This window comes from Rhodococcus sp. B50, assembly GCF_013602415.1.
Taxonomy (GTDB): Bacteria; Actinomycetota; Actinomycetes; order Mycobacteriales; family Mycobacteriaceae; genus Rhodococcus.
Genome location: NZ_WPAG02000002.1, coordinates 25289 through 47305 on the forward strand (window position 1 = coordinate 25289; position 22017 = coordinate 47305).

35 protein-coding genes are annotated in these 22017 nt (G+C 66.4%); 30 read left to right on the forward strand and 5 right to left on the reverse strand.

From position 1 onward, the window contains the following. The first annotated feature begins 77 nt into the window (after nucleotides 1–77). Entirely contained in the window at nucleotides 78–1148 is a 1071-nt protein-coding gene (locus GON09_RS00325) for an alpha/beta hydrolase (protein WP_213930115.1), read from the forward strand. 101 nt (nucleotides 1149–1249) lie between these two features. Here GON09_RS00325 and GON09_RS00330 read toward each other — a convergent pair whose 3' ends face one another. The 4 genes from GON09_RS00330 to GON09_RS00345 form a co-directional block, all read right to left on the reverse strand. Beyond that, complete coding sequence (locus GON09_RS00330) at nucleotides 1250–2101, reverse strand: ABC transporter permease (protein WP_213930116.1); 852 nt, start codon at nucleotides 2099–2101, stop codon at nucleotides 1250–1252. A gap of 4 nt (nucleotides 2102–2105) precedes the next feature. Beyond that, a complete protein-coding gene (locus GON09_RS00335; RefSeq protein ID WP_213930117.1) occupies nucleotides 2106–2957 on the reverse strand; it encodes an ABC transporter permease in 852 nt (283 codons plus the stop codon). Further along, nucleotides 2954–4024: an ATP-binding cassette domain-containing protein gene (locus GON09_RS00340; protein ID WP_213930118.1), complete on the reverse strand. Its 1071-nt coding sequence runs from the start codon at nucleotides 4022–4024 to the stop codon at nucleotides 2954–2956. The genes GON09_RS00335 and GON09_RS00340 overlap by 4 nt, the downstream gene beginning before the upstream one ends. Before the next feature lie 121 nt (nucleotides 4025–4145). Continuing rightward, nucleotides 4146–4841, reverse strand: coding sequence for a GntR family transcriptional regulator (locus GON09_RS00345; RefSeq protein WP_213930119.1), 696 nt, complete (start codon nucleotides 4839–4841; stop codon nucleotides 4146–4148). A gap of 281 nt (nucleotides 4842–5122) precedes the next feature. Here GON09_RS00345 and GON09_RS00350 point away from each other — a divergent pair, with 281 nt between their 5' ends. The 25 genes from GON09_RS00350 to map all read left to right on the forward strand — a co-directional run bounded on the left by GON09_RS00350 (nucleotide 5123) and on the right by map (nucleotide 19872). Further along, nucleotides 5123–6631, forward strand: coding sequence for an amidase (locus tag GON09_RS00350; protein ID WP_213930120.1), 1509 nt, complete (start codon nucleotides 5123–5125; stop codon nucleotides 6629–6631). 485 nt (nucleotides 6632–7116) lie between these two features. After that, entirely contained in the window at nucleotides 7117–7422 is a 306-nt protein-coding gene (gene rpsJ, locus GON09_RS00355; protein ID WP_003938093.1) for a 30S ribosomal protein S10, read from the forward strand. Between the two features lie 45 nt (nucleotides 7423–7467). Next, a complete protein-coding gene (gene rplC, locus GON09_RS00360) occupies nucleotides 7468–8121 on the forward strand; it encodes a 50S ribosomal protein L3 (RefSeq protein WP_213930121.1) in 654 nt (217 codons plus the stop codon). Then, on the forward strand, nucleotides 8118–8801 hold the full coding sequence (rplD, locus tag GON09_RS00365; protein ID WP_213930122.1) for a 50S ribosomal protein L4: 684 nt from the start codon (nucleotides 8118–8120) through the stop codon (nucleotides 8799–8801). Before rplC ends, rplD begins: the two co-directional genes overlap by 4 nt. Then, nucleotides 8798–9103, forward strand: coding sequence for a 50S ribosomal protein L23 (gene rplW / locus GON09_RS00370; RefSeq protein WP_016935026.1), 306 nt, complete (start codon nucleotides 8798–8800; stop codon nucleotides 9101–9103). The genes rplD and rplW overlap by 4 nt, the downstream gene beginning before the upstream one ends. A 38-nt stretch (nucleotides 9104–9141) precedes the next feature. Further along, a complete protein-coding gene (gene rplB, locus GON09_RS00375) occupies nucleotides 9142–9975 on the forward strand; it encodes a 50S ribosomal protein L2 (RefSeq protein WP_213930123.1) in 834 nt (277 codons plus the stop codon). A gap of 19 nt (nucleotides 9976–9994) precedes the next feature. Next, nucleotides 9995–10276, forward strand: a complete 282-nt coding sequence (gene rpsS / locus GON09_RS00380) for a 30S ribosomal protein S19 (protein WP_003938088.1) — start codon at nucleotides 9995–9997, stop codon at nucleotides 10274–10276. Next, nucleotides 10273–10665 (forward strand): 50S ribosomal protein L22, encoded by a 393-nt coding sequence (gene rplV, locus GON09_RS00385; protein ID WP_006554606.1) that lies wholly within the window; start codon nucleotides 10273–10275, stop codon nucleotides 10663–10665. Before rpsS ends, rplV begins: the two co-directional genes overlap by 4 nt. Next, a complete protein-coding gene (gene rpsC / locus GON09_RS00390; protein WP_059382415.1) occupies nucleotides 10665–11462 on the forward strand; it encodes a 30S ribosomal protein S3 in 798 nt (265 codons plus the stop codon). Before rplV ends, rpsC begins: the two co-directional genes overlap by 1 nt. Nucleotides 11463–11466: 4 nt before the next feature. Further along, nucleotides 11467–11883, forward strand: coding sequence for a 50S ribosomal protein L16 (rplP, locus tag GON09_RS00395; RefSeq protein ID WP_006554604.1), 417 nt, complete (start codon nucleotides 11467–11469; stop codon nucleotides 11881–11883). Then, entirely contained in the window at nucleotides 11883–12119 is a 237-nt protein-coding gene (gene rpmC / locus GON09_RS00400) for a 50S ribosomal protein L29 (RefSeq protein ID WP_006554603.1), read from the forward strand. Before rplP ends, rpmC begins: the two co-directional genes overlap by 1 nt. Further along, on the forward strand, nucleotides 12116–12400 hold the full coding sequence (gene rpsQ, locus GON09_RS00405; protein WP_024101619.1) for a 30S ribosomal protein S17: 285 nt from the start codon (nucleotides 12116–12118) through the stop codon (nucleotides 12398–12400). The genes rpmC and rpsQ overlap by 4 nt, the downstream gene beginning before the upstream one ends. 311 nt (nucleotides 12401–12711) lie before the next feature. After that, nucleotides 12712–13080 (forward strand): 50S ribosomal protein L14, encoded by a 369-nt coding sequence (gene rplN / locus GON09_RS00410; RefSeq protein ID WP_006554601.1) that lies wholly within the window; start codon nucleotides 12712–12714, stop codon nucleotides 13078–13080. Continuing rightward, entirely contained in the window at nucleotides 13080–13397 is a 318-nt protein-coding gene (gene rplX / locus GON09_RS00415) for a 50S ribosomal protein L24 (RefSeq protein ID WP_006554600.1), read from the forward strand. Before rplN ends, rplX begins: the two co-directional genes overlap by 1 nt. Before the next feature lies 1 nt (nucleotide 13398). Next, the gene (gene rplE, locus GON09_RS00420; protein WP_006554599.1) at nucleotides 13399–13965 is read left to right on the forward strand and encodes a 50S ribosomal protein L5; all 567 of its coding nucleotides are present in this window, start codon (nucleotides 13399–13401) and stop codon (nucleotides 13963–13965) included. Between the two features lie 4 nt (nucleotides 13966–13969). Beyond that, nucleotides 13970–14155: a type Z 30S ribosomal protein S14 gene (locus GON09_RS00425; RefSeq protein WP_006554598.1), complete on the forward strand. Its 186-nt coding sequence runs from the start codon at nucleotides 13970–13972 to the stop codon at nucleotides 14153–14155. 173 nt (nucleotides 14156–14328) lie between these two features. Continuing rightward, entirely contained in the window at nucleotides 14329–14727 is a 399-nt protein-coding gene (gene rpsH / locus GON09_RS00430) for a 30S ribosomal protein S8 (RefSeq protein WP_006554597.1), read from the forward strand. A gap of 15 nt (nucleotides 14728–14742) precedes the next feature. Next, on the forward strand, nucleotides 14743–15282 hold the full coding sequence (gene rplF, locus GON09_RS00435; protein WP_213930124.1) for a 50S ribosomal protein L6: 540 nt from the start codon (nucleotides 14743–14745) through the stop codon (nucleotides 15280–15282). Nucleotides 15283–15284: 2 nt separating this feature from the next. Beyond that, complete coding sequence (gene rplR / locus GON09_RS00440) at nucleotides 15285–15692, forward strand: 50S ribosomal protein L18 (RefSeq protein ID WP_026002910.1); 408 nt, start codon at nucleotides 15285–15287, stop codon at nucleotides 15690–15692. Nucleotides 15693–15723: 31 nt separating this feature from the next. After that, nucleotides 15724–16377, forward strand: coding sequence for a 30S ribosomal protein S5 (gene rpsE, locus GON09_RS00445; protein WP_213930125.1), 654 nt, complete (start codon nucleotides 15724–15726; stop codon nucleotides 16375–16377). Then, complete coding sequence (rpmD, locus tag GON09_RS00450; protein WP_006554593.1) at nucleotides 16377–16556, forward strand: 50S ribosomal protein L30; 180 nt, start codon at nucleotides 16377–16379, stop codon at nucleotides 16554–16556. Before rpsE ends, rpmD begins: the two co-directional genes overlap by 1 nt. Nucleotides 16557–16558: 2 nt before the next feature. Beyond that, on the forward strand, nucleotides 16559–17002 hold the full coding sequence (rplO, locus tag GON09_RS00455; protein WP_213930126.1) for a 50S ribosomal protein L15: 444 nt from the start codon (nucleotides 16559–16561) through the stop codon (nucleotides 17000–17002). A 202-nt stretch (nucleotides 17003–17204) separates the two neighbouring features. Continuing rightward, entirely contained in the window at nucleotides 17205–18518 is a 1314-nt protein-coding gene (gene secY / locus GON09_RS00460) for a preprotein translocase subunit SecY (protein ID WP_213930127.1), read from the forward strand. Continuing rightward, nucleotides 18515–19060 carry an adenylate kinase gene (locus GON09_RS00465; protein WP_213930128.1) on the forward strand — a complete coding sequence of 182 codons (546 nt, stop codon included), beginning with the start codon at nucleotides 18515–18517 and terminating at the stop codon, nucleotides 19058–19060. The genes secY and GON09_RS00465 overlap by 4 nt, the downstream gene beginning before the upstream one ends. A gap of 14 nt (nucleotides 19061–19074) precedes the next feature. Then, nucleotides 19075–19872, forward strand: a complete 798-nt coding sequence (gene map / locus GON09_RS00470) for a type I methionyl aminopeptidase (RefSeq protein ID WP_213930129.1) — start codon at nucleotides 19075–19077, stop codon at nucleotides 19870–19872. A gap of 24 nt (nucleotides 19873–19896) precedes the next feature. Here the strand turns inward: map and dtd are convergent, their stop codons facing one another. Further along, nucleotides 19897–20334, reverse strand: coding sequence for a D-aminoacyl-tRNA deacylase (gene dtd, locus GON09_RS00475; protein WP_213930130.1), 438 nt, complete (start codon nucleotides 20332–20334; stop codon nucleotides 19897–19899). Between the two features lie 220 nt (nucleotides 20335–20554). Here dtd and infA point away from each other — a divergent pair, with 220 nt between their 5' ends. The 4 genes from infA (at nucleotide 20555) to rpsK (ending at nucleotide 21991) form a co-directional block, all read left to right on the forward strand. Next, nucleotides 20555–20776, forward strand: coding sequence for a translation initiation factor IF-1 (gene infA / locus GON09_RS00480; protein ID WP_006554587.1), 222 nt, complete (start codon nucleotides 20555–20557; stop codon nucleotides 20774–20776). 93 nt (nucleotides 20777–20869) lie between these two features. Beyond that, complete coding sequence (gene rpmJ, locus GON09_RS00485) at nucleotides 20870–20983, forward strand: 50S ribosomal protein L36 (RefSeq protein WP_003938068.1); 114 nt, start codon at nucleotides 20870–20872, stop codon at nucleotides 20981–20983. A 226-nt stretch (nucleotides 20984–21209) separates the two neighbouring features. Then, entirely contained in the window at nucleotides 21210–21578 is a 369-nt protein-coding gene (gene rpsM / locus GON09_RS00490; RefSeq protein ID WP_016932426.1) for a 30S ribosomal protein S13, read from the forward strand. Continuing rightward, nucleotides 21578–21991: a 30S ribosomal protein S11 gene (gene rpsK / locus GON09_RS00495; RefSeq protein ID WP_006554585.1), complete on the forward strand. Its 414-nt coding sequence runs from the start codon at nucleotides 21578–21580 to the stop codon at nucleotides 21989–21991. The genes rpsM and rpsK overlap by 1 nt, the downstream gene beginning before the upstream one ends. Nucleotides 21992–22017 lie beyond the last annotated feature (26 nt).

Sequence of the window (22017 nt, forward strand, 5' to 3'; positions counted from 1 at the left end):
CTGCGCCGGACGGCGCGCCTCGGCCCGCCCGAGGTCTGTAGCCCACGCCCGGAAGCGGGTCTGAGGAGGTTGTCGGAATGAAGGTTGTCCAGTCGAGGACGCGGGCTCGGAAGACGAAGTTCGCTGCGGTGTCCGCAGCGGTCGTCGCCCTGCCGTTGTTCTTCGGCGGCGTGACCGCCGGAGCGGATCCGGTCGCGGATACGCTTCAGCCGATCGAGTCGGTGACCAGTGAGAACGGCTCGAAGATCACCCGCATCGAGAACTACGGCGAGCAGCAGCTGCTGGTCTACGTGTACTCCGCCTCGATGGACGAGGAGATCCTGCTCGACGTCTGGCGTCCGGCCGACACGAGCGAGCCGCGCCCGACGTTGTACCTCCTCAACGGTGCCGGTGGCGGCGAGGACAGCGCCACCTGGCGCTTCCGCACCGACGCGATCGAGTTCTTCAAGGACAAGAACGTCAATGTCGTCTCGCCGGTCGGTGGCAAGTGGAGCTACTACACCGACTGGAAGAACGAGGACCCGGTCCTCGGCGTCAACAAGTGGGAGACCTTCCTGACGAAGGAGATCCCGCCCCTGATCGACGCCGCGCTGGGCACCGACGGCGTCAACGCGATCGCCGGTCTGTCGTCCTCCGGTACGTCGGTCCTGCAGCTGCCCATCGCTGCTCCCGGCCTGTACCAGGGTGTCGCGGCCTACAGCGGTTGCGCCCAGACCTCCGACCCGATCGGCCAGCAGTTCGTCAAGCTCGTCGTCGAGACCTGGGGTGGCGGCGACACCCGCAACATGTGGGGCGAACTGGACGATCCCGCCTGGGTCGAGAACGACCCGTACGTGCACGCCGAGGAGCTGCGCGGACTCGATCTGTACATCTCCAACGGCACCGGCCTGCCCGGGCGCTACGACACCCTCGCCGGCCCGCAGATCGACGGTGAGGTCGACGTGCTCGCCAACCAGATCATCGTCGGCGGCGTCATCGAGGCGGCGACCAACTACTGCACGCACAATCTCCGTACCCGCCTCGACGAGCTCGATATCCCCGCCACGTTCAACTTCCGCGACTCCGGCACCCACTCCTGGGGTTACTGGCAGGACGACCTGAAGGATTCGTGGCCGGTGCTCGAGAAGGCACTCGGCCTGACCTCCTAGGTCCTGCCCCGACAGGCCGGTCCTCGCGACCACACGGGAAGGCCTCTCTCCGCCCTAGCGGAGAGGGGCCTTTTTCGATCCCGTGCCGGGCGGGGGTGAGCTCAGTTCTGTTCGGCCGACCGCCGGTACCCGACGACGGCCGGGACCACGAAGACCGCCACCATGCCGGCCGACCACAGGACCGTCTTCAGGAACGGCTCGGCGACCGGACCGCCCATCGCCAGCGCGCGCATCGTGTCGATCGCGCAGGACATCGGCTGATTCGCCACGATGGGCTGCAACCAGCTCGGATACGCCATGACCGGCACGAACCCCGAGTTGAAGAACATGAGCAGGGTGCACAGGATCGAGACGGTCTCGACCAGGGGCGTGCGCCCCGGCAAGGTCGCCAGCGCCGTCACCATCATCGCGAAGCCCAGACCGAAGATCAGCGGGACCACGAGGATGAGCAGGGTGGGGCCGATGCCCTGCGTGAACCGGAAGCCCAGCGCGATGCCGGCGGCGAAGATCACGAGAGAGGTGACGAACACGCGCACCATCTCCGCCATCAACCGGCCCACGAGCCCAGCCGAACGATGAATCGGCAGTGTGTGGAACCGGCCGAGCAGCCCGGAATCTCGTTCGGTGCGCAATCCCACCGCGCTGACCACCGAGCCGAACATCGCGCCGACGAGCACGATCATGGGAACGGTGCCGAAGATCGACGAATATCCGGTCGCGGCGGTGATGCTGTCACCGAGCACGATGCGGAACATCACGAGCGTCAGCGCCGGATAGATGAGCGCCTGGATCATCGTGGCGGGATCGCGGGCCCACCTCAGCAGCAGCCGTCCGCACTGGAGACGGCTGTGCTCCCACAGGGCACCGAGCGAACTCTCGCTGCGGATGCGATCCGGTTCCGGGTAGGTGAAGGCCGGGCCCGGTCCCCGCGACGTCTCGACGGTCTCGCTCATGGCCTCACTCCCGTCTCGTCGCGGCCCACACGGCCCCCGGAATGCAGATCACGGCGAGCCCGATCATCCAGAACAGGCTCGGGCGGAAGACCTCCCAGGTCACCCCGTCCTGGGCCATGTCGCGCATCGCGAAGGAGAACTGGGAGATCGGCTGGTTGCGGACGAACGGCCTGATCCACTCGGGAAATCCCTCCTCGGGAACGAAACCGCACGACAGCATCCCGAGAATCAGCTGCGGCAGGGTCAGCGCCTGCGCGGTCGCTTCGGGGCTCCGGGACAGGCATCCGATCGCGTCGGCGCCCAGACACAACAGCAGGCTGATGATCAGTGCGGTCGCGCAGAACAACACCGCCTGCCCGAGCCCTGCGGAGAAGCGGAAGCCGATCAGGTAACCGAATCCGATCGCTGCCGCCAGGGAGATGACCGACCGCACCGTGCTCGCCGTCATCCGCGACGCCAACGGCGCCGCGGCGGCGACGGGCATCGTCTGCAGGCGTGAGGTTACACCGGTCGTGCCTTCCTGCGCCGCCAGCTGCGCCGCGGAGATGGCGGTGAACGCCATCGACTGCAACACGATGATGGGCATGAGGAACTGCGCGTAGTCGATGCCCTGCAGCTGCATGACGAACTTGAGCGGCAGGTAGAAACCCAGGCCGAAGACGAACGGTGCCAGGACCGCGAGGACCAGCTCGCCGTATCTGGCCATCGTGCGCAGCGAGCGGACCGTCAGCACCCACCACTGGTCGACCGACGACGGGGTGATCCGGCGGTGCGCGCCGCCCCGGCGTGAGGGAGGAGCGAACGAGGAGGTGTCGGGTGCGCTTCCCACCATCACCTCGTCGGTGCGGGCGGTCACGGTCGTTCCCCTGCCGAAGCAGGTTCCGCTTGTTCGGACGCCGGTGCAGCGGTTCGGTCGGCGAGCGCGGTCGGGTCGGTGTCGGACGCCCCCGGAGCGCGGCCGTCCGGAGTGGACGCCGAGTGCCCCGTGAGCCGGAGGAAGACGTCGTCGAGAGAGGGACGCCGCAGGCCGATGTCGGCGAGTTCGACACCCAGGGGCTCGATACGCCGCAGTACCTCGGTGAGGGTCGCGGCACCGTCGGGCGCCGGAACGGACACCCGATCCGCGTCGGGGACCGTACCCTCCCGCAGATCCTGCGGGAGGAGACCGTCCAGTGCCCGGAGGAGCTCGGGTATCGCGCGCGGGTCGACCGGGACGATCTCGCAGTGGGTGCCGCCTGCGGACGACTTCAACTGGTTCGCGGTGCCCTCCGCGATCACCGTGCCCTTGTCGATGACGATGATGTTGTCGCTGAGCACATCCGCTTCTTCGAGGTACTGCGTCGTCAGCAGCACCGTGATGCCCTGCTCCTTGAGCGCCGCCACCAGCGACCACACGCCCTGCCGGCTGCGCGGATCGAGTCCGGTGGTCGGCTCGTCGAGGAAGACCACGCGGGGCCGGACCACGAGACCGCACGCGATGTCGACCCGTCGGCGCATACCGCCCGAATAGCCCTTGACGGGGCGACGCCCGGCGTCGACGAGATCGAACTCCTCGAGAAGTTCGTCCGCGCGTCGCGTGGCGGACTTCTTGTCCAGGCCCATCAGGCGCCCGAACAGGATCAGGTTCTCGCGACCGGTGAGGGTGTCGTCGAGTGCGGCGAACTGGCCGGTCATCATGATCGAGCGCCGGACCGCAGCGGCCTCGGTCACCACGTCGTGCCCGGCGACCACCGCGCGCCCCGAGGTGGGTCGCAGGAGGGTCGACAGCACCTTGACCATCGTGGTCTTGCCGGCGCCGTTGGGACCGAGAATGCCGAGGACACGGCCCGGAGGCGCGGAAAAACTGATCCCGTCGAGCGCGTGGACCTCGCCGAACGACTTGTGGACGTCCTCCACGAGAACTGCCTGGTCGTGATCGCTCACATCACACCCCGCCGTAGATCTCGGTCCCCGTCGGGGACGGGTCGGTCCGTCACCGTCGGAATCGTACCGGGACGCACGGTTCCGGGAGGCGCGGACGGACACGCTCGTCCGCGTCCGCAGGTCAGGACCAGACGCCGAGCCCGTCGAGATGATCGACGAGGCGGCGGGCCCCGTCGGTGAAGTGCGCACGTATCTCGCGCCCGGCGGTCTCGACGTCGCCGGAGCGCAGTGCCTGCAGCAGTCGTTCGTGGGACGCGACCGCCTCCGTGCCCCAGCGGCGGTCGTCCGAGTAGAAGTGCACGGGCGTGTACCGGGTCGCGTTGTGCAGGAACCATGCGAGCTTGCGCGAACCCGCCGTCCGGTTCAGGGTCCGGTGGAACTCGAACTCCAGATCCTCGATGCGCGCACCGTCACCGGCCCGCACGGCCTCGGCGAAGCGCGTCTCCAATTCTTCGAGTTCGGCCAGGATCTCGTCCGTCATCAGCGTCGTGGCACGCTCCACGAGCCTCTCGGCGAGCCTGCCCTGGAGCCAGAAGATGTCGTCGATGTCCGATCTGTCGAGTGGGGACACCACGTATCCGCGGTGGGGGACGAGTTCGACGAGTCCTTCACCCCGCAGGGTCAGCAGAGCCTCGCGCACCGGGGTGACGCTCACCCCGAGTTCGGCCGCGGTCTCGTCCAAACGGACGAAGTCGCCAGGTCGCGCACCGCCGGACATGATGAGGTTTCTCACGTGCGCGGCGACGTCGTCGGAGAGCTGCGGGCGCCTGTGCAGCACACCGGATCTCGACGAACCGGACGAAGCGGACGGGTTCATGGGCGCGCCTTTCCGGGAGTCGATGGATTGCATTATCACCGGCGGGTCTCGACGGCATCACGGCCGGGGGTGACATGCCGCACACATTTCCGGGCCCGCCCGGACGGCGGCACGGTTCATGGTTTGGTGGCCGGGTGAGCACCGGAGTATCACGCCGACGGTTACTGGGAGGGGCCGCAGGCGGATTTCTCGCATGGGGCGCGAGCGCGGGAAGCAGTCGCGCCGCGCCGCCGCGCCGCCTCCCTCCGCCCGACTCGGTCGTCACCTCCGACCCCGCGAGGATGAGTGCGGTCGAGGCGGCAGCGCTGCTGCACGCCGGCGAACTGCATCCCCGCGAACTGCTCGACGCCTGCCTGGACCGCACGCGCTCGTTCGACGGTGGGATCGGAGCATGGATCCGTCTCTATCCCGAGGTCGCCTACGCGGCAGCCGGGGCGGCGGGCGAGCGGCTGGCGCGCGCACGCCGGGATCGTGTTCCGGCGCCGCTCGTGTGCGGCCTCCCCATCGCCCTCAAGGACATCTTCGCGGTCTCGGGACTTCCCCTCACCGCGTCCAGTCGCGTCCTCGAGGGGAACATCGCGGCCGGGCACTCGGGTGCATGGCGCCGCCTGGAGGACGCCGGTGCGGTGCTCATGGGGCACGTGCACACCGACGAGTTCGCGATCGGTGTCGCCACCCCGCAGGTCGGCAACCCGTGGAACACCGAGATGTCGCCCGGAGGATCGTCCGGTGGGAGCGCGGCCGCGCTCGCCGCGCGGTTCGCGCCCCTGGCGCTGGGCAGCGACACCGGCGGTTCCGTCCGGTTCCCGGCGAGCGCCTGCGGTGTCTCGTCGATCAAGCCGACCTACGGGCGCATCACCTCGCACGGCATGATCCCGCTGACCTGGACCCGCGACCACGTGGGGCCGATGGGGCGCAGCGTCGCGGACGCATCCCTGATGATGACCGTGCTGGCGGGTGCCGATTCCGCCGATCCGATCACGGCGCTCGGCCCCGACGTTCCGGCGAACGGCTATCCGGTGGCGGCGGCCGGGGGAGCGAACCCGCTCGCCGGCGTGCGGATCGGGCTGCCGGTGGCCGCGAGGCCCGCAGCGCCCGAAGCCGTGCAGCGTGTGGTCGACGACGCGGCGCGGGTGGCGGAGTCGCTCGGCGCGGTCACCGTCCCGGTGACGATGCCACCCCTGCCGGAATCGCTCGCGACCGGCGATCAGGTCGAAATGGGCGCCTATCACCAGCAATTCACCGATCGACTCGGTCTGTACCGCCCCGAGAACGCGGTGGCCGCGGGCACGGCGGTGGCATCGCTCGTCGTCCCGGTGGGCGACTACCTCACCTTCGAGCGTGATCGCCTACGGTACCAGAGCGAGTACAACCGGATGTTCGTCGAACAGGATCTCGACGCGATCATGCTCCCCGGCGCCTCCGTCGACGGCGCGCGACGCCAGGAGTTCCTCGGTATCAGCGTCACGGCCGGCGTCACTGGCGAGGTGAGGTGGGCGAACTACTCCGGTGCCCCGGTGGTGACGCTGCCCGCCGGGTATTCCGCCGCGACCGGGATGCCGGTCGGCGTGCAGCTCGGTGCGCGGCCGTGGCAGGACGAGCGACTCATCGGGATCGGACTCGAACTGCAGGAGGCGCTTCCCCTGTGGCGTGACGAGCCGCAACTCGTCGCCGCCGCGGCGCGCGCTCCCGAGGTCGCGCAGGTCCCGCCCGGCCCCGGCCCCGATCCGACGAATACGATCGGAGCGGCTGCGCCGGTTCGGACACTGCCGATGAACCCCATCGGCTAGGCGCGATCGCGCAGGCCCGACCGAGCGGTGCGTCTTTCGAGGCGCACATCACGCACCGTCGCGAGTTGAACTCTCGGCCGTGCTCCTGCATACTGGTCGGGTTGCCTTGACCGGGCCATGGATGTTTCGCGGCTCGGAACGGGAAAGACGTGACAGTCGCGGATCGAGCCTCACGGCCTGGTCGCGGCCACATGCAAGACGGAAGCAGTACCCCTGTGTGCTCCTGCGAGCGCAGCCGGTTCCGTTCCTTGCGGTGTCGAAGCCTTTGAGTCTCGACGCCGGGGAATGAGCGGCGGGCCGACACGCCCGACCGCGTGGGCCGGAGAACAATGACAGATGAACAGCGGCAAGCGGATCGGATACGTCCGGCTCGCAATGTGTTTCGAGTGCTGTTCTCGGTCGCCGTTCCCGGGGGAACTGTGCAGACGAGGTGGTTTCCGGCTCCGCCGGGGATCACGAAACGCGGCAAGAAAAGGACACTAAGCGTGGCGGGACAGAAGATCCGCATCAGGCTCAAGGCCTATGACCACGAGGCGATCGACGCATCTGCGCGCAAGATCGTCGAGACGGTGACCCGTACGGGTGCCCGCGTGGTCGGCCCGGTGCCGTTGCCCACTGAAAAGAACGTGTACTGCGTCATCCGCTCGCCGCACAAGTACAAGGACTCGCGCGAGCACTTCGAGATGCGGACGCACAAGCGGCTCATCGACATCCTCGACCCGACGCCGAAGACCGTCGACGCGCTCATGCGCATCGATCTCCCGGCGAGCGTCGACGTCAACATTCAGTGACATTCGATTACAGCGAGCTTGTGAAAGACGCAGCGGAGACAACACATGACTAACCAGATCAAGGGAATCCTGGGCACCAAGCTCGGCATGACCCAGGTCTTCGACGAGAACAACCGGGTCGTCCCGGTGACCGTCGTCAAGGCCGGACCGAACGTGGTCACGCAGATCCGTACCGAGGAGCGCGACGGCTACAACGCCGTGCAGCTCGCCTACGGTGCCATCGCGCCGCGCAAGGTCAACAAGCCGGTCCGCGGCCAGTTCGACAAGGCCGGCGTCACGCCGCGCCGTCACCTGGTCGAGTTCCGGGTCGAGGACGCCTCCGAGTACGAGGTCGGCCAGGAACTCACCGCAGAGGTCTTCGAGGACGGCGCCTACGTCGACGTCACCGGAACCTCGAAAGGCAAGGGCTTCGCCGGCACCATGAAGCGTCACGGCTTCGCCGGCCAGGGTGCGTCGCACGGTACGCAGGCCGTGCACCGTCGTCCGGGCTCCATCGGTGGTTGCGCCACCCCGGGCCGCGTGTTCAAGGGCACGCGCATGTCCGGCCGTATGGGCTCCGACCGCATCACGACGCAGAACCTCTCGGTCCACAAGGTGGACGCCGAGAACGGTCTGCTGCTGATCAAGGGCGCGATCCCGGGTCGCAAGGGCGGCCTCGTGATCGTCAAGACCGCAGTGAAGGGTGGTGCACGGGCATGACCAGCACCGAGACCGCAACCAAGCTGACCTTGGACGTCAAGGCCCCCGGTGGCCAGACCTCCGGCTCCGTCGATCTCCCCGCCGAGATCTTCGACGCTCCCGCGAACATCGCACTGCTGCACCAGGTCGTCACCGCGCAGCTCGCCGCGGCTCGTCAGGGAACGCACGCCACCAAGACCCGCGGCGACGTCCGCGGTGGTGGCAAGAAGCCGTACCGCCAGAAGGGTACCGGCCGCGCACGTCAGGGCTCGACCCGTGCGCCGCAGTTCGCCGGCGGTGGCGTCGTCCACGGCCCGCAGCCGCGCGACTACAGCCAGCGCACCCCCAAGAAGATGAAGGCCGCCGCTCTGCGCGGTGCCCTCTCCGACCGGGCGCGCAACGAACGCATCCACGTGATCACCGAGCTCGTCGCGGGTCAGACCCCGTCGACCAAGGGTGCCCGCACCTTCCTCGGTGAGCTGACGGATCGCAAGAACCTGCTGCTCGTCGTCGGTCGCGAGGACATCGCGGCGTGGAAGTCCGCGCAGAACCTGCCGAACGTCCACGTGCTCGCGCCGGATCAGCTGAACACCTACGACGTGCTCTACAGCGACGACGTCGTGTTCAGCGTCGAGGCGCTCAACACGTTCATCCACGGGCCGGCCGAGTCCGGCCAGGAAGTGAAGGAGGAGAGCAAGTGAGCACGATCGCCGATCCTCGCGACATCCTGCTGGCTCCCGTCGTCTCCGAGAAGTCCTACGGGCTGATGGAAGAGGGCACCTACACCTTCCTGGTGCACCCGGACTCGAACAAGACGCAGATCAAGATTGCCGTCGAGAAGGTCTTCGGCGTCAAGGTGAGCAGCGTCAACACCGCCAACCGTCAGGGCAAGCGCAAGCGGACCCGTTTCGGTTACGGCAAGCGCAAGGACACCAAGCGCGCGCTCGTGACCCTCGCGGCCGACAGCAAGCCCATCGAGATCTTCGGAGGCCCGGTCGCCTAGCGATCGGAACTCTCGAGAGATAGAGGACGAGAAGACTCATGGCAATCCGTAAGTACAAGCCGACTACGCCGGGCCGCCGTGGCTCCAGCGTGTCGGACTTCGCCGAGATCACTCGGTCGACGCCCGAGAAGTCGCTGATCCGCCCGCTGCACGGTCGCGGTGGACGTAACGCGCACGGCCGCATCACCACCCGTCACAAGGGTGGCGGACACAAGCGCGCCTACCGCCTGATCGATTTCCGTCGCAACGACAAGGACGGCGTGCCGGCCAAGGTCGCTCACATCGAGTACGACCCCAACCGCACCGCGCGCATCGCGCTGCTCCACTACGTGGACGGCGAGAAGCGCTACATCATCGCTCCCAAGGGACTCGTGCAGGGCGCCCCGATCGAGTCGGGCCCCAACGCCGACATCAAGCCGGGCAACAACCTGCCGCTGCGCAACATCCCGACGGGTACGACCATCCACGCGGTCGAGCTGCGTCCGGGTGGCGGCGCCAAGATGGCCCGTTCCGCCGGTGCGAGCATCCAGCTCCTCGGTAAGGAAGGCACCTACGCCACGCTGCGTATGCCCTCCGGTGAGATCCGTCGCGTCGACGTGCGCTGCCGCGCCACCGTCGGCGAGGTCGGCAACGCCGAGCAGTCGAACATCAACTGGGGCAAGGCCGGCCGTATGCGCTGGAAGGGCAAGCGCCCGACGGTCCGTGGTGTCGTGATGAACCCGGTCGACCACCCGCACGGTGGTGGCGAGGGCAAGACCTCGGGTGGTCGCCACCCGGTCAGCCCGTGGGGCAAGCCCGAGGGCCGCACCCGCAAGAACAAGGCGTCCGACAAGCTCATCGTCCGTCGTCGCCGTACCGGCAAGAAGCGCTAGTCAAGGAGGGAGTTAGAGAATGCCACGCAGCCTCAAGAAGGGCCCGTTCGTCGACGACCACCTCCTGGCGAAGGTGGACACGCAGAACGAGAAGGGCACCAAGCAGGTCATCAAGACCTGGTCGCGCCGTTCCACGATTCTGCCCGACTTCATCGGTCATACGTTCGCTGTCCACGATGGACGCAAGCACGTGCCGGTGTTCGTCTCGGAGTCCATGGTCGGTCACAAGCTCGGTGAGTTCGCGCCGACCCGTACGTTCAAGGGCCACATCAAGGACGACCGGAAGAGCAAGCGTCGATGAGCACTGAAACCACCACCAACAGCGCTCGGGCTGTTGCGCGCCACGTGCGCGTGACCCCGATGAAGGCGCGCCGCGTCGTCGACATCGTTCGCGGTAAGTCCGTCGAGGAGGCCCTGGCCATCCTCAAGTTCGCGCCGCAGGCCGCGGCCGAGCCGGTCGCCAAGGTGATCGCGTCGGCCGCTGCGAACGCGCAGAACAACTACAACCTCGACCCCAGCACGCTCGTCGTCGCGACGGCGTACGTGGACGAGGGTGCGACCCTGAAGCGGTTCCAGCCGCGCGCCCAGGGCCGTGCGTTCCGCATCCGCAAGCGGTCGAGCCACATCACCGTGATCGTGGAAAGCGTCGGGTCGGCGTCGACTCGTAACCGCCGGAAGGGAGCTCAGTAGTGGGCCAGAAGATCAACCCGCACGGCTTCCGTCTGGGCATCACCACCGACTGGAAGTCTCGTTGGTATGCGGACAAGCAGTACGCGGACTACGTCAAGGAAGATGTCGCGATCCGCAAGTTCCTGGCCTCCGGCCTCGAGCGCGCGGGCATCGCGAAGGTCGAGATCGAGCGCACCCGCGACCGCGTGCGTGTGGACATCCACACCGCTCGTCCGGGCATCGTCATCGGACGCCGCGGCGCCGAGGCCGATCGCATCCGCGCCGAGCTCGAGAAGCTGACCGGTAAGCAGGTCCAGCTGAACATCCTCGAGGTCAAGAACTCGGAGTCCGAGGCTCAGCTCGTGGCGCAGGGCGTCGCCGAGCAGCTCTCGAACCGTGTCGCCTTCCGTCGTGCGATGCGCAAGGCCATCCAGTCGGCCATGCGTCAGCCGAACGTCAAGGGCATCCGCGTGCAGTGCTCGGGCCGCCTCGGTGGCGCCGAGATGTCGCGTTCGGAGTTCTACCGCGAAGGTCGCGTCCCGCTGCACACGCTGCGCGCGGACATCGACTACGGCCTCTACGAGGCACGGACCACTTTCGGCCGTATCGGCGTGAAGGTCTGGATCTACAAGGGCGACATCGTCGGTGGCCGTCGTGAGCTCGCTGCTGCTGCAGCTGCTCCCGCCGACCGGCCGCGTCGTGAGCGTCCGAGCCGCCCGCGTCGTTCCGGCGCGTCGGGCACCACCGCGACGAGCACCGAGGCCGGCCGCGCCGCATCGAGCGACGCTCCTGCCTCGACCGAGAACAAGGAGGGCTGACGCAATGTTGATCCCCCGGCGGGTCAAACACCGCAAGCAGCACCATCCGAGCCGTACGGGTGCCGCCAAGGGCGGAACCCAGGTGGCCTTCGGTGACTACGGCATCCAGGCTCTCGAGCCGGCCTACATCACCAACCGGCAGATCGAGTCCGCTCGTATCGCCATGACCCGGCACATCAAGCGTGGCGGCAAGATCTGGATCAACATCTTCCCGGATCGCCCCCTCACCAAGAAGCCTGCCGAGACCCGTATGGGTTCCGGTAAGGGTTCGCCGGAGTGGTGGGTCGCGAACGTCAAGCCCGGTCGCGTGCTGTTCGAGATGAGCTACCCCAACGAGGAGATTGCGCGCGAGGCCCTGCGACGCGCGATGCACAAGCTCCCCTGCAAGTGCCGCATCGTGACGAGGGAGGAGCAGTTCTGATGGCTACCGGTACCCCCGCCGCGGAACTCCGCGAGCTGAGCGACGAAGAGCTGACCGACAAGCTCCGCGAGGCCAAGGAAGAGCTGTTCAACCTCCGCTTCCAGATGGCCACCGGCCAGCTGGACAACAACCGTCGGCTTCGCGTCGTGCGCAACGAGATCGCCCGTATCTACACGGTGCTGCGCGAGCGCGAGCTCGGACTGGCCACCGGCCCGAATGCGGGTGACGTGGCATGAGTGAGGAAAAGGCAGTGAGCAACCAGGAACAGCGCGCGAGCCGTAAGGTCCGCATCGGCTACGTCGTCTCGGACAAGATGGAGAAGACCATCGTCGTCGAGCTCGAGGACCGCGTGAAGCACCCGCTGTACGGCAAGATCATCCGCCGTACGACCAAGGTGAAGGCGCACGACGAGAACGGTCTGGCCGGCATCGGCGACCGCGTTCAGCTGATGGAGACCCGTCCGCTGTCCGCGTCGAAGCGCTGGCGTCTGGTCGAGGTGCTCGAGAAGGCCAAGTAGGCCTCCTCGTCCTCGACGAGAGCACGACCATGCAGCACCCCACCGCCCGCCTCGCGGGTGGTGGGGTGCTGTGCGTCCGGTAGGTCGCCCTTGCGGGGGAGCGATGGATGTCGCTGCGACACGCCCGGTTCCAGGGTGGGGAGTGACATCACAATTCGCGAATTTGCCCTGCATACGCTATATGGCCTACTCTGGACGGGTTGCTTACGGGACCCGTGTGTTATTCGCGCGTGCGCCGTGAGCTACCGACGACCGCGTACGTCCAGGTCGGAAATCTGACGTACACACCAATCCAGGTCAAGGAGAAGTAAGTGATCCAGCAGGAGTCGCGACTGCGCGTCGCCGACAACACGGGTGCCAAGGAGATCCTCTGCATCCGCGTTCTCGGTGGCTCGTCCCGTCGCTACGCCGGAATCGGTGACGTCATCGTCGCCACCGTCAAGGACGCGATCCCCGGCGGCAACGTCAAGCGCGGCGATGTCGTCAAGGCCGTGATCGTGCGCACCGCCAAGGAGCGTCGCCGGCCGGACGGCTCGTACATCAAGTTCGACGAGAACGCTGCCGTCATCATCAAGGGCGACAACGATCCTCGCGGCACCCGCATCTTCGGACCCGTCGGTCGCGAGCTCCGCGACAAGCGTTTCATGAAGATCGTCTCGCTCGCTCCGGAGGTGCTGTGATGAAGGTGCACAAGGGTGACACCGTGCTCGTCATCTCGGGCAAGGACAAGGGCGCCAAGGGCAAGGTCATCGCGGCCTACCCGGCGACCGGCAAGGTCCTCGTCGAGGGCGTGAACCGTATCAAGAAGCACACCGCCGTCTCTGCGAACGAGCGTGGCGCCTCCTCCGGCGGCATCGTGACGCAGGAGGCCCCGATCCACGTTTCCAACGTTGCGGTCGTCGACTCGGACGGAAACCCCACTCGCGTGGGCTACCGCACCGACGAGGAAACCGGCAAGCGCGTTCGGATTTCCCGGAAGAACGGGAAGGACCTCTGACATGACTTCCACCGAGAACAAGACCCAGCCGCGCCTGAAGGCCCGCTACCGCGCCGAGATCAAGGATGCGCTGAACGCGGAGTTCGACTACGCGAACGTCATGCAGATCCCCGGCGTCGTGAAGGTCGTCGTCAACATGGGTGTCGGCGACGCCGCCCGCGACGCGAAGCTCATCAACGGAGCCGTCAACGACCTCGCGCTCATCACCGGTCAGAAGCCGGAGATCCGCAAGGCCCGCAAGTCCATCGCACAGTTCAAGCTGCGCGAGGGCATGCCGATCGGTGCGCGCGTCACGCTGCGCGGCGACCGCATGTGGGAGTTCCTGGACCGTCTCGTGTCCATCGCGCTTCCCCGTATCCGGGACTTCCGCGGCCTCAACGGCAACCAGTTCGACGGCAACGGCAACTACACGTTCGGCCTGAACGAGCAGTCGATGTTCCACGAGATCGACGTGGACAAGATCGACCGCCCGCGCGGCATGGACATCACTGTCGTGACCACCGCTACCAACAACGAAGAAGGCCGTGCCCTGCTCAAGCACCTCGGCTTCCCGTTCAAGGAGAACTGAGCCCATGGCTAAGAAGGCACTGGTCAACAAGGCCAACAAGAAGCCGAAGTTCGCGGTGCGCGCCTACACCCGCTGCCAGCGCTGCGGGCGCCCGCACTCGGTCTTCCGCAAGTTCGGACTCTGCCGCATCTGCCTTCGCGAGATGGCACACCGCGGAGAACTTCCGGGAGTTCACAAGAGCTCCTGGTGACGTGAGCGGTGGGCGGAGGACCGAGTAGTTCTCCGCCCACTCTCACGCTGTCATGGGTTCGTCGCCGTTCCGGCCGACGAATCCGCTATCGAACCGAGTTTCGATGTAGGCCCACGGCCGGCATGGTCCGGCGTTGCATGGGAACCGCATCGAGAAAGGTGAACAGGTCAGCCATGACCATGACCGACCCCATCGCAGACTTCTTGACGCGTCTGCGTAACGCCAACACGGCGTACCACGACGAGGTCAAGCTCCCGTCCTCGAAGATCAAGGTGAACATCGCCGAGATCCTCAAGCGCGAGGGTTACATCTCCGACTACCGCACCGAGGACGCCGAGGTGGGCAAGACCCTCATCGTCGACCTCAAGTACGGACCTTCCCGTGAGCGCAGCCTCGCCGGCGTGCGTCGCGTGTCGAAGCCCGGCCTGCGCGTGTACGCGAAATCCACCAACCTGCCCAAGGTCCTGGGCGGCCTCGGCGTGGCGATCATCTCCACGTCCTCCGGCCTGCTCACCGATCGCCAGGCGGCCAAGCAGGGAGTGGGCGGGGAAGTCCTCGCCTACGTCTGGTAAAGGGAGGCCACCACAATGTCGCGAATCGGAAAACTCCCCGTTGCAGTTCCTTCGGGCGTCGAGGTCAGCATCGACGGCCAGGATGTTGCAGTCAAGGGTCCCAAGGGCAACCTGTCCCTGACGATCGCCGAGCCGATCGCCGTCGCCAAGGGCGAGGACGGGGCAATCAACGTCACGCGCCCGAACGACGAGCGCCGCAGCCGCGCGCTGCACGGCCTGTCGCGGACGCTCGTGCAGAACCTCATCGTCGGTGTGACCCAGGGTTACACCACCAAGATGGAGATCCACGGCGTCGGCTACCGCGTGGCCCTCAAGGGCAAGGACCTCGAGTTCTCGCTCGGTTACAGCCACCCCGTGCTGATCGAGGCGCCCGAGGGCATCACGTTCGCCGTCGAGAACCCCACGCGCTTCTCGATCTCGGGCATCGACAAGCAGAAGGTCGGCCAGATCGCGGCCAACATCCGCCGGCTGCGCAAGTCCGACCCCTACAAGGGCAAGGGCATCCGCTACGAGGGTGAACAGGTCCGTCGCAAGGTCGGAAAGACGGGTAAGTGATCATGAGCCAGACCGAGAACCAGAAGGCCAAGCGCATCCCGCGCGGCAAGGACGCCTCCACCACGCGTCGCCTTTCGAAGACGCGTCGTCACTTCCGCCTCCGCAAGAAGATCTCCGGCACCGCCGAGCGTCCCCGCCTCGTCGTCAACCGGTCGTCGCGTCACCTGCACGTGCAGCTGATCGACGACCTGACGGGCACGACCCTCGCGGCAGCGTCGTCCATCGAACCCGATGTGCGCGCTCTCGAGGGCGACAAGAAGGCTCGCGGCGCGAAGGTCGGTCAGCTGATCGCCGAGCGCGCCAAGGCTGCCGGCGTGGAAGCCGTGGTCTTCGACCGCGGTGGCCACACCTACAGCGGACGCATCGCGGCCCTCGCGGACGCGGCTCGCGAAAGCGGGTTGAAGTTCTGATGACCATTTTCTCGAACGGAAGGAACGCCTGATGCCGGGACGTCAGCGGCGTGACGGCGGCAACGGCCCCGCCGGACAGAACCCCAACAGCAGCGGTGACAACCGCGGCGGCGGTCGCGATCGCCGCGATCGTGACTCGCGTGGCGGCAACGCTGCGGAGAAGTCGAACTATATCGAGCGTGTCGTCTCGATCAACCGTGTGTCGAAGGTCGTCAAGGGCGGTCGTCGCTTCAGCTTCACCGCTCTGGTGATCGTGGGCGACGGCAACGGCCTGGTCGGCGTCGGCTACGGCAAGGCCAAGGAAGTTCCCGCGGCCATCCAGAAGGGTGTCGAGGAAGCTCGCAAGAACTTCTTCCGCGTCCCGCTCATCGGCGGAACCATCACCCACCCCGTCCAGGGAGAGGCTGCAGCCGGTGTCGTCCTGCTGCGTCCGGCTTCCCCCGGTACCGGTGTCATCGCCGGTGGCGCGGTGCGCGCGGTGCTGGAGTGCGCGGGTGTCCACGACATCCTGTCGAAGTCGCTCGGCTCCGACAACGCCATCAATGTGGTGCACGCGACGGTTGCGGCCCTCAAGGGTCTGCAGCGTCCCGAGGAAGTCGCGGCTCGCCGCGGCCTCACCCTCGAGGAAGTTGCTCCTGCCGGCATGCTGCGCGCACGTGCACAGGCTGCTGGGAGCGTGAAGTAATGGCAGAGCTGAAGATCACCCAGATCAAGAGCACCATCGGGGCCAAGTCGAATCAGCGCGACAGCCTCCGGACCCTCGGTCTGCGGAAGATCCGCCAGTCCGTCGTCCGCGAGGACAATGCGCAGAACCGTGGCTTGATCAACGTGGTGCGTCACCTCGTCACTGTTGAGGAGGTCTGAGAATGACCATCAAGCTGCATCACCTGCGCCCGGCTCCGGGCGCGAAGACGGACAAGACCCGCGTCGGACGCGGTGAGGGTTCGAAGGGCAAGACCGCCGGCCGCGGTACGAAGGGCACGAAGGCACGCAAGAACGTGTCGCCGGCCTTCGAGGGTGGCCAGATGCCCATCCACATGCGTCTGCCGAAGCTCAAGGGTTTCAAGAACGCATTCCGTACCGAGTACCAGATCGTCAACGTCGGGGACATCGCTCGCGTGTTCCCCGAGGGTGGACAGATCGGTATCGAGGATCTCGTGGCGAAGGGTCTGGTTCGCAAGAACCAGCTCGTCAAGGTCCTCGGCGAGGGCGAGCTGACGGTGGCCGTGCAGGTCACCGCCCACAAGTTCTCGGCCTCCGCTCAGGAGAAGATCGCTGCCGCCGGTGGCAGCGCGACCGTCCAGGCCTGACCTGAACTTTCGCGTATGAATCACGGCTGAGAACGGCCGCGGTGCAGACTTCTGCACCGCGGCCGTTCGCTCGTTCTCAGCGGTGACATAGGCTACCGGGCTACCCCTCTCATCGGGGGCCACTGTTAGAGTTTCAGAGTTGTCTACCGTCCGACGGATCCGTTTCGATCCGTCGTCCCCGATCGGCCCGCCAGGAGGATCTTTGCTTTCCGCCTTCGTCTCGGCCCTCAGGACACCGGACCTGAGGCGGAAGATTCTCATCGCCCTCGGGCTCGTGGCGCTGTACCGCCTCGGCGCTACCGTGCCGTCCCCGGGCGTCGACTACGGCAACGTCCAGGCCTGTGTCGATCAGCTCGCCGGCAGCGAACAGGCCGGCATCTACTCGCTGATCAACCTGTTCTCCGGTGGCGCGCTGTTGCAGTTGTCGGTCTTCGCGATCGGCATCATGCCGTTCATCACGGCGAGCATCATCGTGCAGCTGCTCACCGTGGTCATTCCACGCTTCGAGGAGCTACGCAAGGAAGGCCAGGCCGGCCAGGCCAAGATGACGCAGTACACGCGTTATCTCGCCGTCGCCCTCGCCGTTCTGCAGGCCACCGGCATCGTCGCCCTCGCCGCCCGAGGGCAGCTGCTGCAGGGCTGTTCCGAACCGATCCTCGCCGACGACAGCATCTTCGCGATGGTCGTCATCGTGCTCGTGATGACCGCGGGCGCCGCTGTCGTGATGTGGTTCGGTGAGCTCATCACCGAACGCGGCGTCGGCAACGGCATGTCGCTGCTGATCTTTGCGGGTATCGCAGCTGCGCTGCCCACCGAGGGTCGCACGATCCTCGAGTCCCGCGGTGGTCTCGTCTTCGCGATCGTCTGCGTCGTGGCTCTGGTCCTCATCACGGGTGTCGTGTTCATCGAGCAGGGTCAGCGCCGGATCCCGGTCCAGTACGCCAAGCGCATGGTCGGCCGGCGCATGTACGGCGGGTCGTCGACCTATCTGCCGTTGAAGGTCAACCAGGCGGGCATCATCCCCGTCATCTTCGCGTCGTCGTTGCTGTACCTGCCGAACCTCATCGCTCAGCTCACCGGTGCCACGACGAACCCGGATCCGAGCTGGTGGCAGCGGATCATCAACGAGTACCTGGTCAACCCGAACAACCCGGTCTACATCGCGATCTACTTCGCGCTGATCGTGTTCTTCGTCTTCTTCTACGTCGCCATCACCTTCAATCCGGAGGAGCGGGCCGACGAGATGAAGAAGTACGGCGGGTTCATCCCGGGCATCCGCCCCGGTCGCCCGACCGCCGAATATCTCAGTTTCGTGCTCAACCGCATCACGGTTCCGGGCTCGATCTACCTCGGTCTCATCGCGACGCTGCCGAACTTCTTCCTGTCCGGCAGCCAGACGGCCTCGAGCATCTTCGGTGGCGCCGCGGTTCTCATTCTCGTCAGTGTCGCGCTGGACACTGTCAAGCAGATCGAAAGTCAACTGATGCAGCGCAACTACGAAGGGTTCCTCAAGTGAGACTTGTACTGCTCGGTCCTCCCGGTGCCGGCAAGGGCACACAGGCCGCGATTCTGTCCGAGAAGCTCGGCGTCCCCGCCATCTCGACGGGCGATCTTTTCCGCGCGAACATCGGGCAGGGCACCCCGCTCGGCGTCGAGGCCAAGAAGTACATCGACGCGGGGGAGCTCGTTCCCGCCGAGATCACCAACAACATGGTGCGTGAGCGTCTGGCCGAGCCGGACGCCGCCAACGGCTTCCTCCTCGACGGCTTCCCGCGCAGCGTGGAGCAGGCCAAGGAACTCGAGAACATCCTGAAGGATCTCGGCGTCGAGCTCGACGGCGTCCTGTCCTTCGTCATCGACGAGGACGTGGTCGTCGAGCGCATGCTCGCCCGCGGTCGCGCCGACGACACCGAAGACGTGATTCGCAACCGTCTTCGGGTCTACCGTGAAGAGACGGCCCCGCTGCTCGATTACTACGTCGGCTCGATCATCACGGTCGACGCGATCGGTGAGGTCGAGGAGATCAACTCGCGGGCTCTGTCCGCACTCGGAAAGTAGACGGGTAGTTCGACATGGGTTTCGGGCGCAAGCGCTCAGTGGTTCCGTTCCGCACCTCGGGTGAACTCGACGCGATGGCGGCGGCGGGAGCCGTGGTCGGTGCCGCACTCGTCGCAGTGCGCGAGGCCGCGAAGCCGGGCGTGAGCACCCTCGAACTCGACCAGGTGGCGGAATCGGTCATCCGCGATGCGGGGGCCGTTCCGTCCTTCCTGGGCTACCACGGCTTCACCGGTTCGATCTGTTCCTCGGTCAACGAGGTCGTCGTCCACGGCATCCCGTCGGCGTCGGTGATCCTGGCCGAGGGCGATCTCGTCTCGATCGACTGCGGCGCGATCCTCGACGGATGGCACGGCGACTCCGCATGGACCTTCGGGCTCGGGGAGCTGTCGCAGGCCGACATCGACCTCAGCGAGGCCACGCGCCTGTCGCTCGAGGCCGGCATCGCGGCGATGCTTCCGGGCAACCGCCTGACCGACGTCTCGCATGCCATCGAGCAGGGCACGCATGCCGCGGAGAAACTGCACGGCCGGTCGTACGGCATCGTCGACGGCTACGGTGGGCACGGCATCGGACGCGAGATGCACATGGATCCGTTCCTCCCCAACGAGGGCAAGCCGGGTAAGGGCCCGAAGCTCGTCGTCGGGTCGGTGCTCGCAGTCGAGCCGATGCTTACTCTCGGTACCTACGAGACCGAGGTCCTCGACGACGAGTGGACGGTCGTGACCGTCGACGGCAGCCGGGCCGCGCACTGGGAGCACACGGTCGCGGTCACCGAGGACGGGCCGCGCATCCTCACCCTCCGGCCGGAATGACCGCCGCGGTCACACCTCGGTGTCTCAGACTTCGACGAGGAGCGTGACCGGGCCGTCGTTGACGAGGCTCACTTCCATGTGGGCCCCGAACTTCCCCGTCTCGACGCTCGCGCCGAGATCGCGCAGGGCGCTCGCGAAGGCATCGACGAGAGGCTCGGCGACCGCACGCGGAGCGGCGGCCGACCAGGACGGGCGCCGGCTCTTCCTCGTGTCGGCCATGAGCGTGAACTGGCTGACCACGAGGATCGGGGCATCGACGTCGGAGGCGGATTTCTCGTCCTCCAGGATGCGCATCGTCCACACCTTCCGTGCGAGCGTCGCGGCCTTCGCCTCGTCGTCGTCGTGCGTGACGCCGACGAGCACGAGCAGGCCGTGACCGCCGTCGGAGGGCGTGATACGGGCCACCTCGGCCCCGTCGACCGCCACTGCCGCCGTGGTCACCCGTTGAATCAACGCCCGCACGCGACGTCCTCCTCGTAGTTGCAGGCACACGTGTGCCGGAGCTCATTTGTCCTGGACGGTCAACTTCCCGTACCATTGATCGGTGGTGCGCGCTGCGCTCCGATCGGTCCCGTGTCGAATTCCTGTCGAATGTCGGTTCGTGTCCGGTCCCGGAGTTGCCGAGCGTCACGGTAACGGATGCCGATGCAACCACAACGCCGAACAACGGATCGCGGAGGATATGGCTAAGAAAGACGGGGCAATCGAGGTCGAGGGCCGGGTAATCGAACCGCTGCCCAATGCGATGTTCCGCATCGAGCTGGAGAACGGGCACAAGGTTCTCGCCCACATCAGCGGAAAGATGCGTCAGCACTACATTCGTATCCTTCCCGAGGACCGCGTTGTCGTGGAGCTTTCTCCCTACGACCTCACGCGTGGACGCATCGTCTACCGCTACAAGTAACGAAGCTTCCCCGGCCACACGGTCGGGGAGAATCATGTCGCCGGGCCGGTTTCTGCCGTGTCCGGCGGCGCACATACAGGAGATCGGACTTACGTGAAGGTTCAGCCTAGCGTCAAGAAGATCTGCGAGAAGTGCAAGGTGATCCGTCGTAACGGGCGGGTCATGGTGATCTGCGAGAACCTGCGCCACAAGCAGCGTCAGGGCTAGATCCACCTTCGTCTCGAAGATCTGCTTGGCAACAAGCACGAAGACCTTCCAGCACCAGTCGCGTGGTTACGATCCTCGATCCGTCGAGGAGCTGCGCGATCAACCCCCGGTACGGAGGCCGGGGCCCCACTGTGTTCACGACCTATACAGGTTCACGACCTACACAGTTCTTCGACGCAGGGGACGGGCTGGGAGCAGACCTCCGCACACCGAATAGGAATGCCACATGGCACGTCTCGCAGGTGTCGATCTTCCCCGCGAAAAGCGGATGGAGATCGCACTCACGTACATCTACGGCATCGGCCGTACCCGCTCCAAGGAGATCCTCGAGGCCACCGGCGTCAGCCCGGACCTGCGCAGCAAGGATCTGACGGACGAGGACCTCGCCAAGCTCCGCGAGTACATCGAGGAGAGCTACAAGGTCGAGGGTGACCTCCGTCGCGAGGTTCAGGCGGACATCCGCCGCAAGATCGAGATCGGCTGCTACCAGGGCCTGCGACACCGTCGTGGTCTGCCCGTGCGTGGACAGCGCACCAAGACCAACGCCCGCACCCGTAAGGGTCCGAAGCGCACCGTCGCAGGAAAGAAGAAGTAATGCCTCCCAAGTCACGCAGCACCGGTCCGAAGAAGACCCAGAAGGCACGGCGCAGGGACAAGAAGAACGTTCCGCACGGTGCCGCTCACATCAAGAGCACGTTCAACAACACCATCGTGTCCATCACGGACCCGCAGGGCAACGTGATCTCCTGGGCGTCCTCCGGCCACGTCGGCTTCAAGGGTTCGCGCAAGTCGACCCCGTTCGCCGCTCAGCTCGCCGCCGAGAACGCCGCCCGCAAGGCGCAGGAACACGGTGTCAAGAAGGTCGACGTCTTCGTCAAGGGCCCGGGTTCGGGCCGCGAGACGGCGATCCGTTCGCTCCAGGCCGCAGGCCTCGAGGTCGGCACCATCTCCGATGTCACGCCCCAGCCGCACAACGGCTGCCGGCCGCCCAAGCGTCGTCGCGTCTAATACGGGAAAGGAAAAGGTTCTAAGTC

Coding starts and splice junctions, on each gene's coding strand:
- rpsE (WP_213930125.1), top strand. CDS start 15,724: ATGCCGGGACGTCAGCGGCGTGACGGCGGCAACGGCCCCGCCGGACAG.
- GON09_RS00345 (WP_213930119.1), bottom strand. CDS start 4,841: ATGAACCCGTCCGCTTCGTCCGGTTCGTCGAGATCCGGTGTGCTGCAC.
- rplO (WP_213930126.1), top strand. CDS start 16,559: ATGACCATCAAGCTGCATCACCTGCGCCCGGCTCCGGGCGCGAAGACG.
- rpsK (WP_006554585.1), top strand. CDS start 21,578: ATGCCTCCCAAGTCACGCAGCACCGGTCCGAAGAAGACCCAGAAGGCA.
- rplF (WP_213930124.1), top strand. CDS start 14,743: ATGTCGCGAATCGGAAAACTCCCCGTTGCAGTTCCTTCGGGCGTCGAG.
- rplP (WP_006554604.1), top strand. CDS start 11,467: ATGTTGATCCCCCGGCGGGTCAAACACCGCAAGCAGCACCATCCGAGC.
- GON09_RS00425 (WP_006554598.1), top strand. CDS start 13,970: ATGGCTAAGAAGGCACTGGTCAACAAGGCCAACAAGAAGCCGAAGTTC.
- rpmD (WP_006554593.1), top strand. CDS start 16,377: ATGGCAGAGCTGAAGATCACCCAGATCAAGAGCACCATCGGGGCCAAG.
- GON09_RS00350 (WP_213930120.1), top strand. CDS start 5,123: ATGAGTGCGGTCGAGGCGGCAGCGCTGCTGCACGCCGGCGAACTGCAT.
- rplV (WP_006554606.1), top strand. CDS start 10,273: ATGAGCACTGAAACCACCACCAACAGCGCTCGGGCTGTTGCGCGCCAC.
- rplB (WP_213930123.1), top strand. CDS start 9,142: ATGGCAATCCGTAAGTACAAGCCGACTACGCCGGGCCGCCGTGGCTCC.
- rpsS (WP_003938088.1), top strand. CDS start 9,995: ATGCCACGCAGCCTCAAGAAGGGCCCGTTCGTCGACGACCACCTCCTG.
- rpsQ (WP_024101619.1), top strand. CDS start 12,116: ATGAGTGAGGAAAAGGCAGTGAGCAACCAGGAACAGCGCGCGAGCCGT.
- rplE (WP_006554599.1), top strand. CDS start 13,399: ATGACTTCCACCGAGAACAAGACCCAGCCGCGCCTGAAGGCCCGCTAC.
- rplX (WP_006554600.1), top strand. CDS start 13,080: ATGAAGGTGCACAAGGGTGACACCGTGCTCGTCATCTCGGGCAAGGAC.
- rplR (WP_026002910.1), top strand. CDS start 15,285: ATGAGCCAGACCGAGAACCAGAAGGCCAAGCGCATCCCGCGCGGCAAG.
- rplD (WP_213930122.1), top strand. CDS start 8,118: ATGACCAGCACCGAGACCGCAACCAAGCTGACCTTGGACGTCAAGGCC.
- GON09_RS00325 (WP_213930115.1), top strand. CDS start 78: ATGAAGGTTGTCCAGTCGAGGACGCGGGCTCGGAAGACGAAGTTCGCT.
- rpsM (WP_016932426.1), top strand. CDS start 21,210: ATGGCACGTCTCGCAGGTGTCGATCTTCCCCGCGAAAAGCGGATGGAG.
- rpmC (WP_006554603.1), top strand. CDS start 11,883: ATGGCTACCGGTACCCCCGCCGCGGAACTCCGCGAGCTGAGCGACGAA.
- rplC (WP_213930121.1), top strand. CDS start 7,468: ATGACTAACCAGATCAAGGGAATCCTGGGCACCAAGCTCGGCATGACC.
- GON09_RS00330 (WP_213930116.1), bottom strand. CDS start 2,101: ATGAGCGAGACCGTCGAGACGTCGCGGGGACCGGGCCCGGCCTTCACC.
- map (WP_213930129.1), top strand. CDS start 19,075: ATGGGTTTCGGGCGCAAGCGCTCAGTGGTTCCGTTCCGCACCTCGGGT.
- infA (WP_006554587.1), top strand. CDS start 20,555: ATGGCTAAGAAAGACGGGGCAATCGAGGTCGAGGGCCGGGTAATCGAA.
- rpsH (WP_006554597.1), top strand. CDS start 14,329: ATGACCATGACCGACCCCATCGCAGACTTCTTGACGCGTCTGCGTAAC.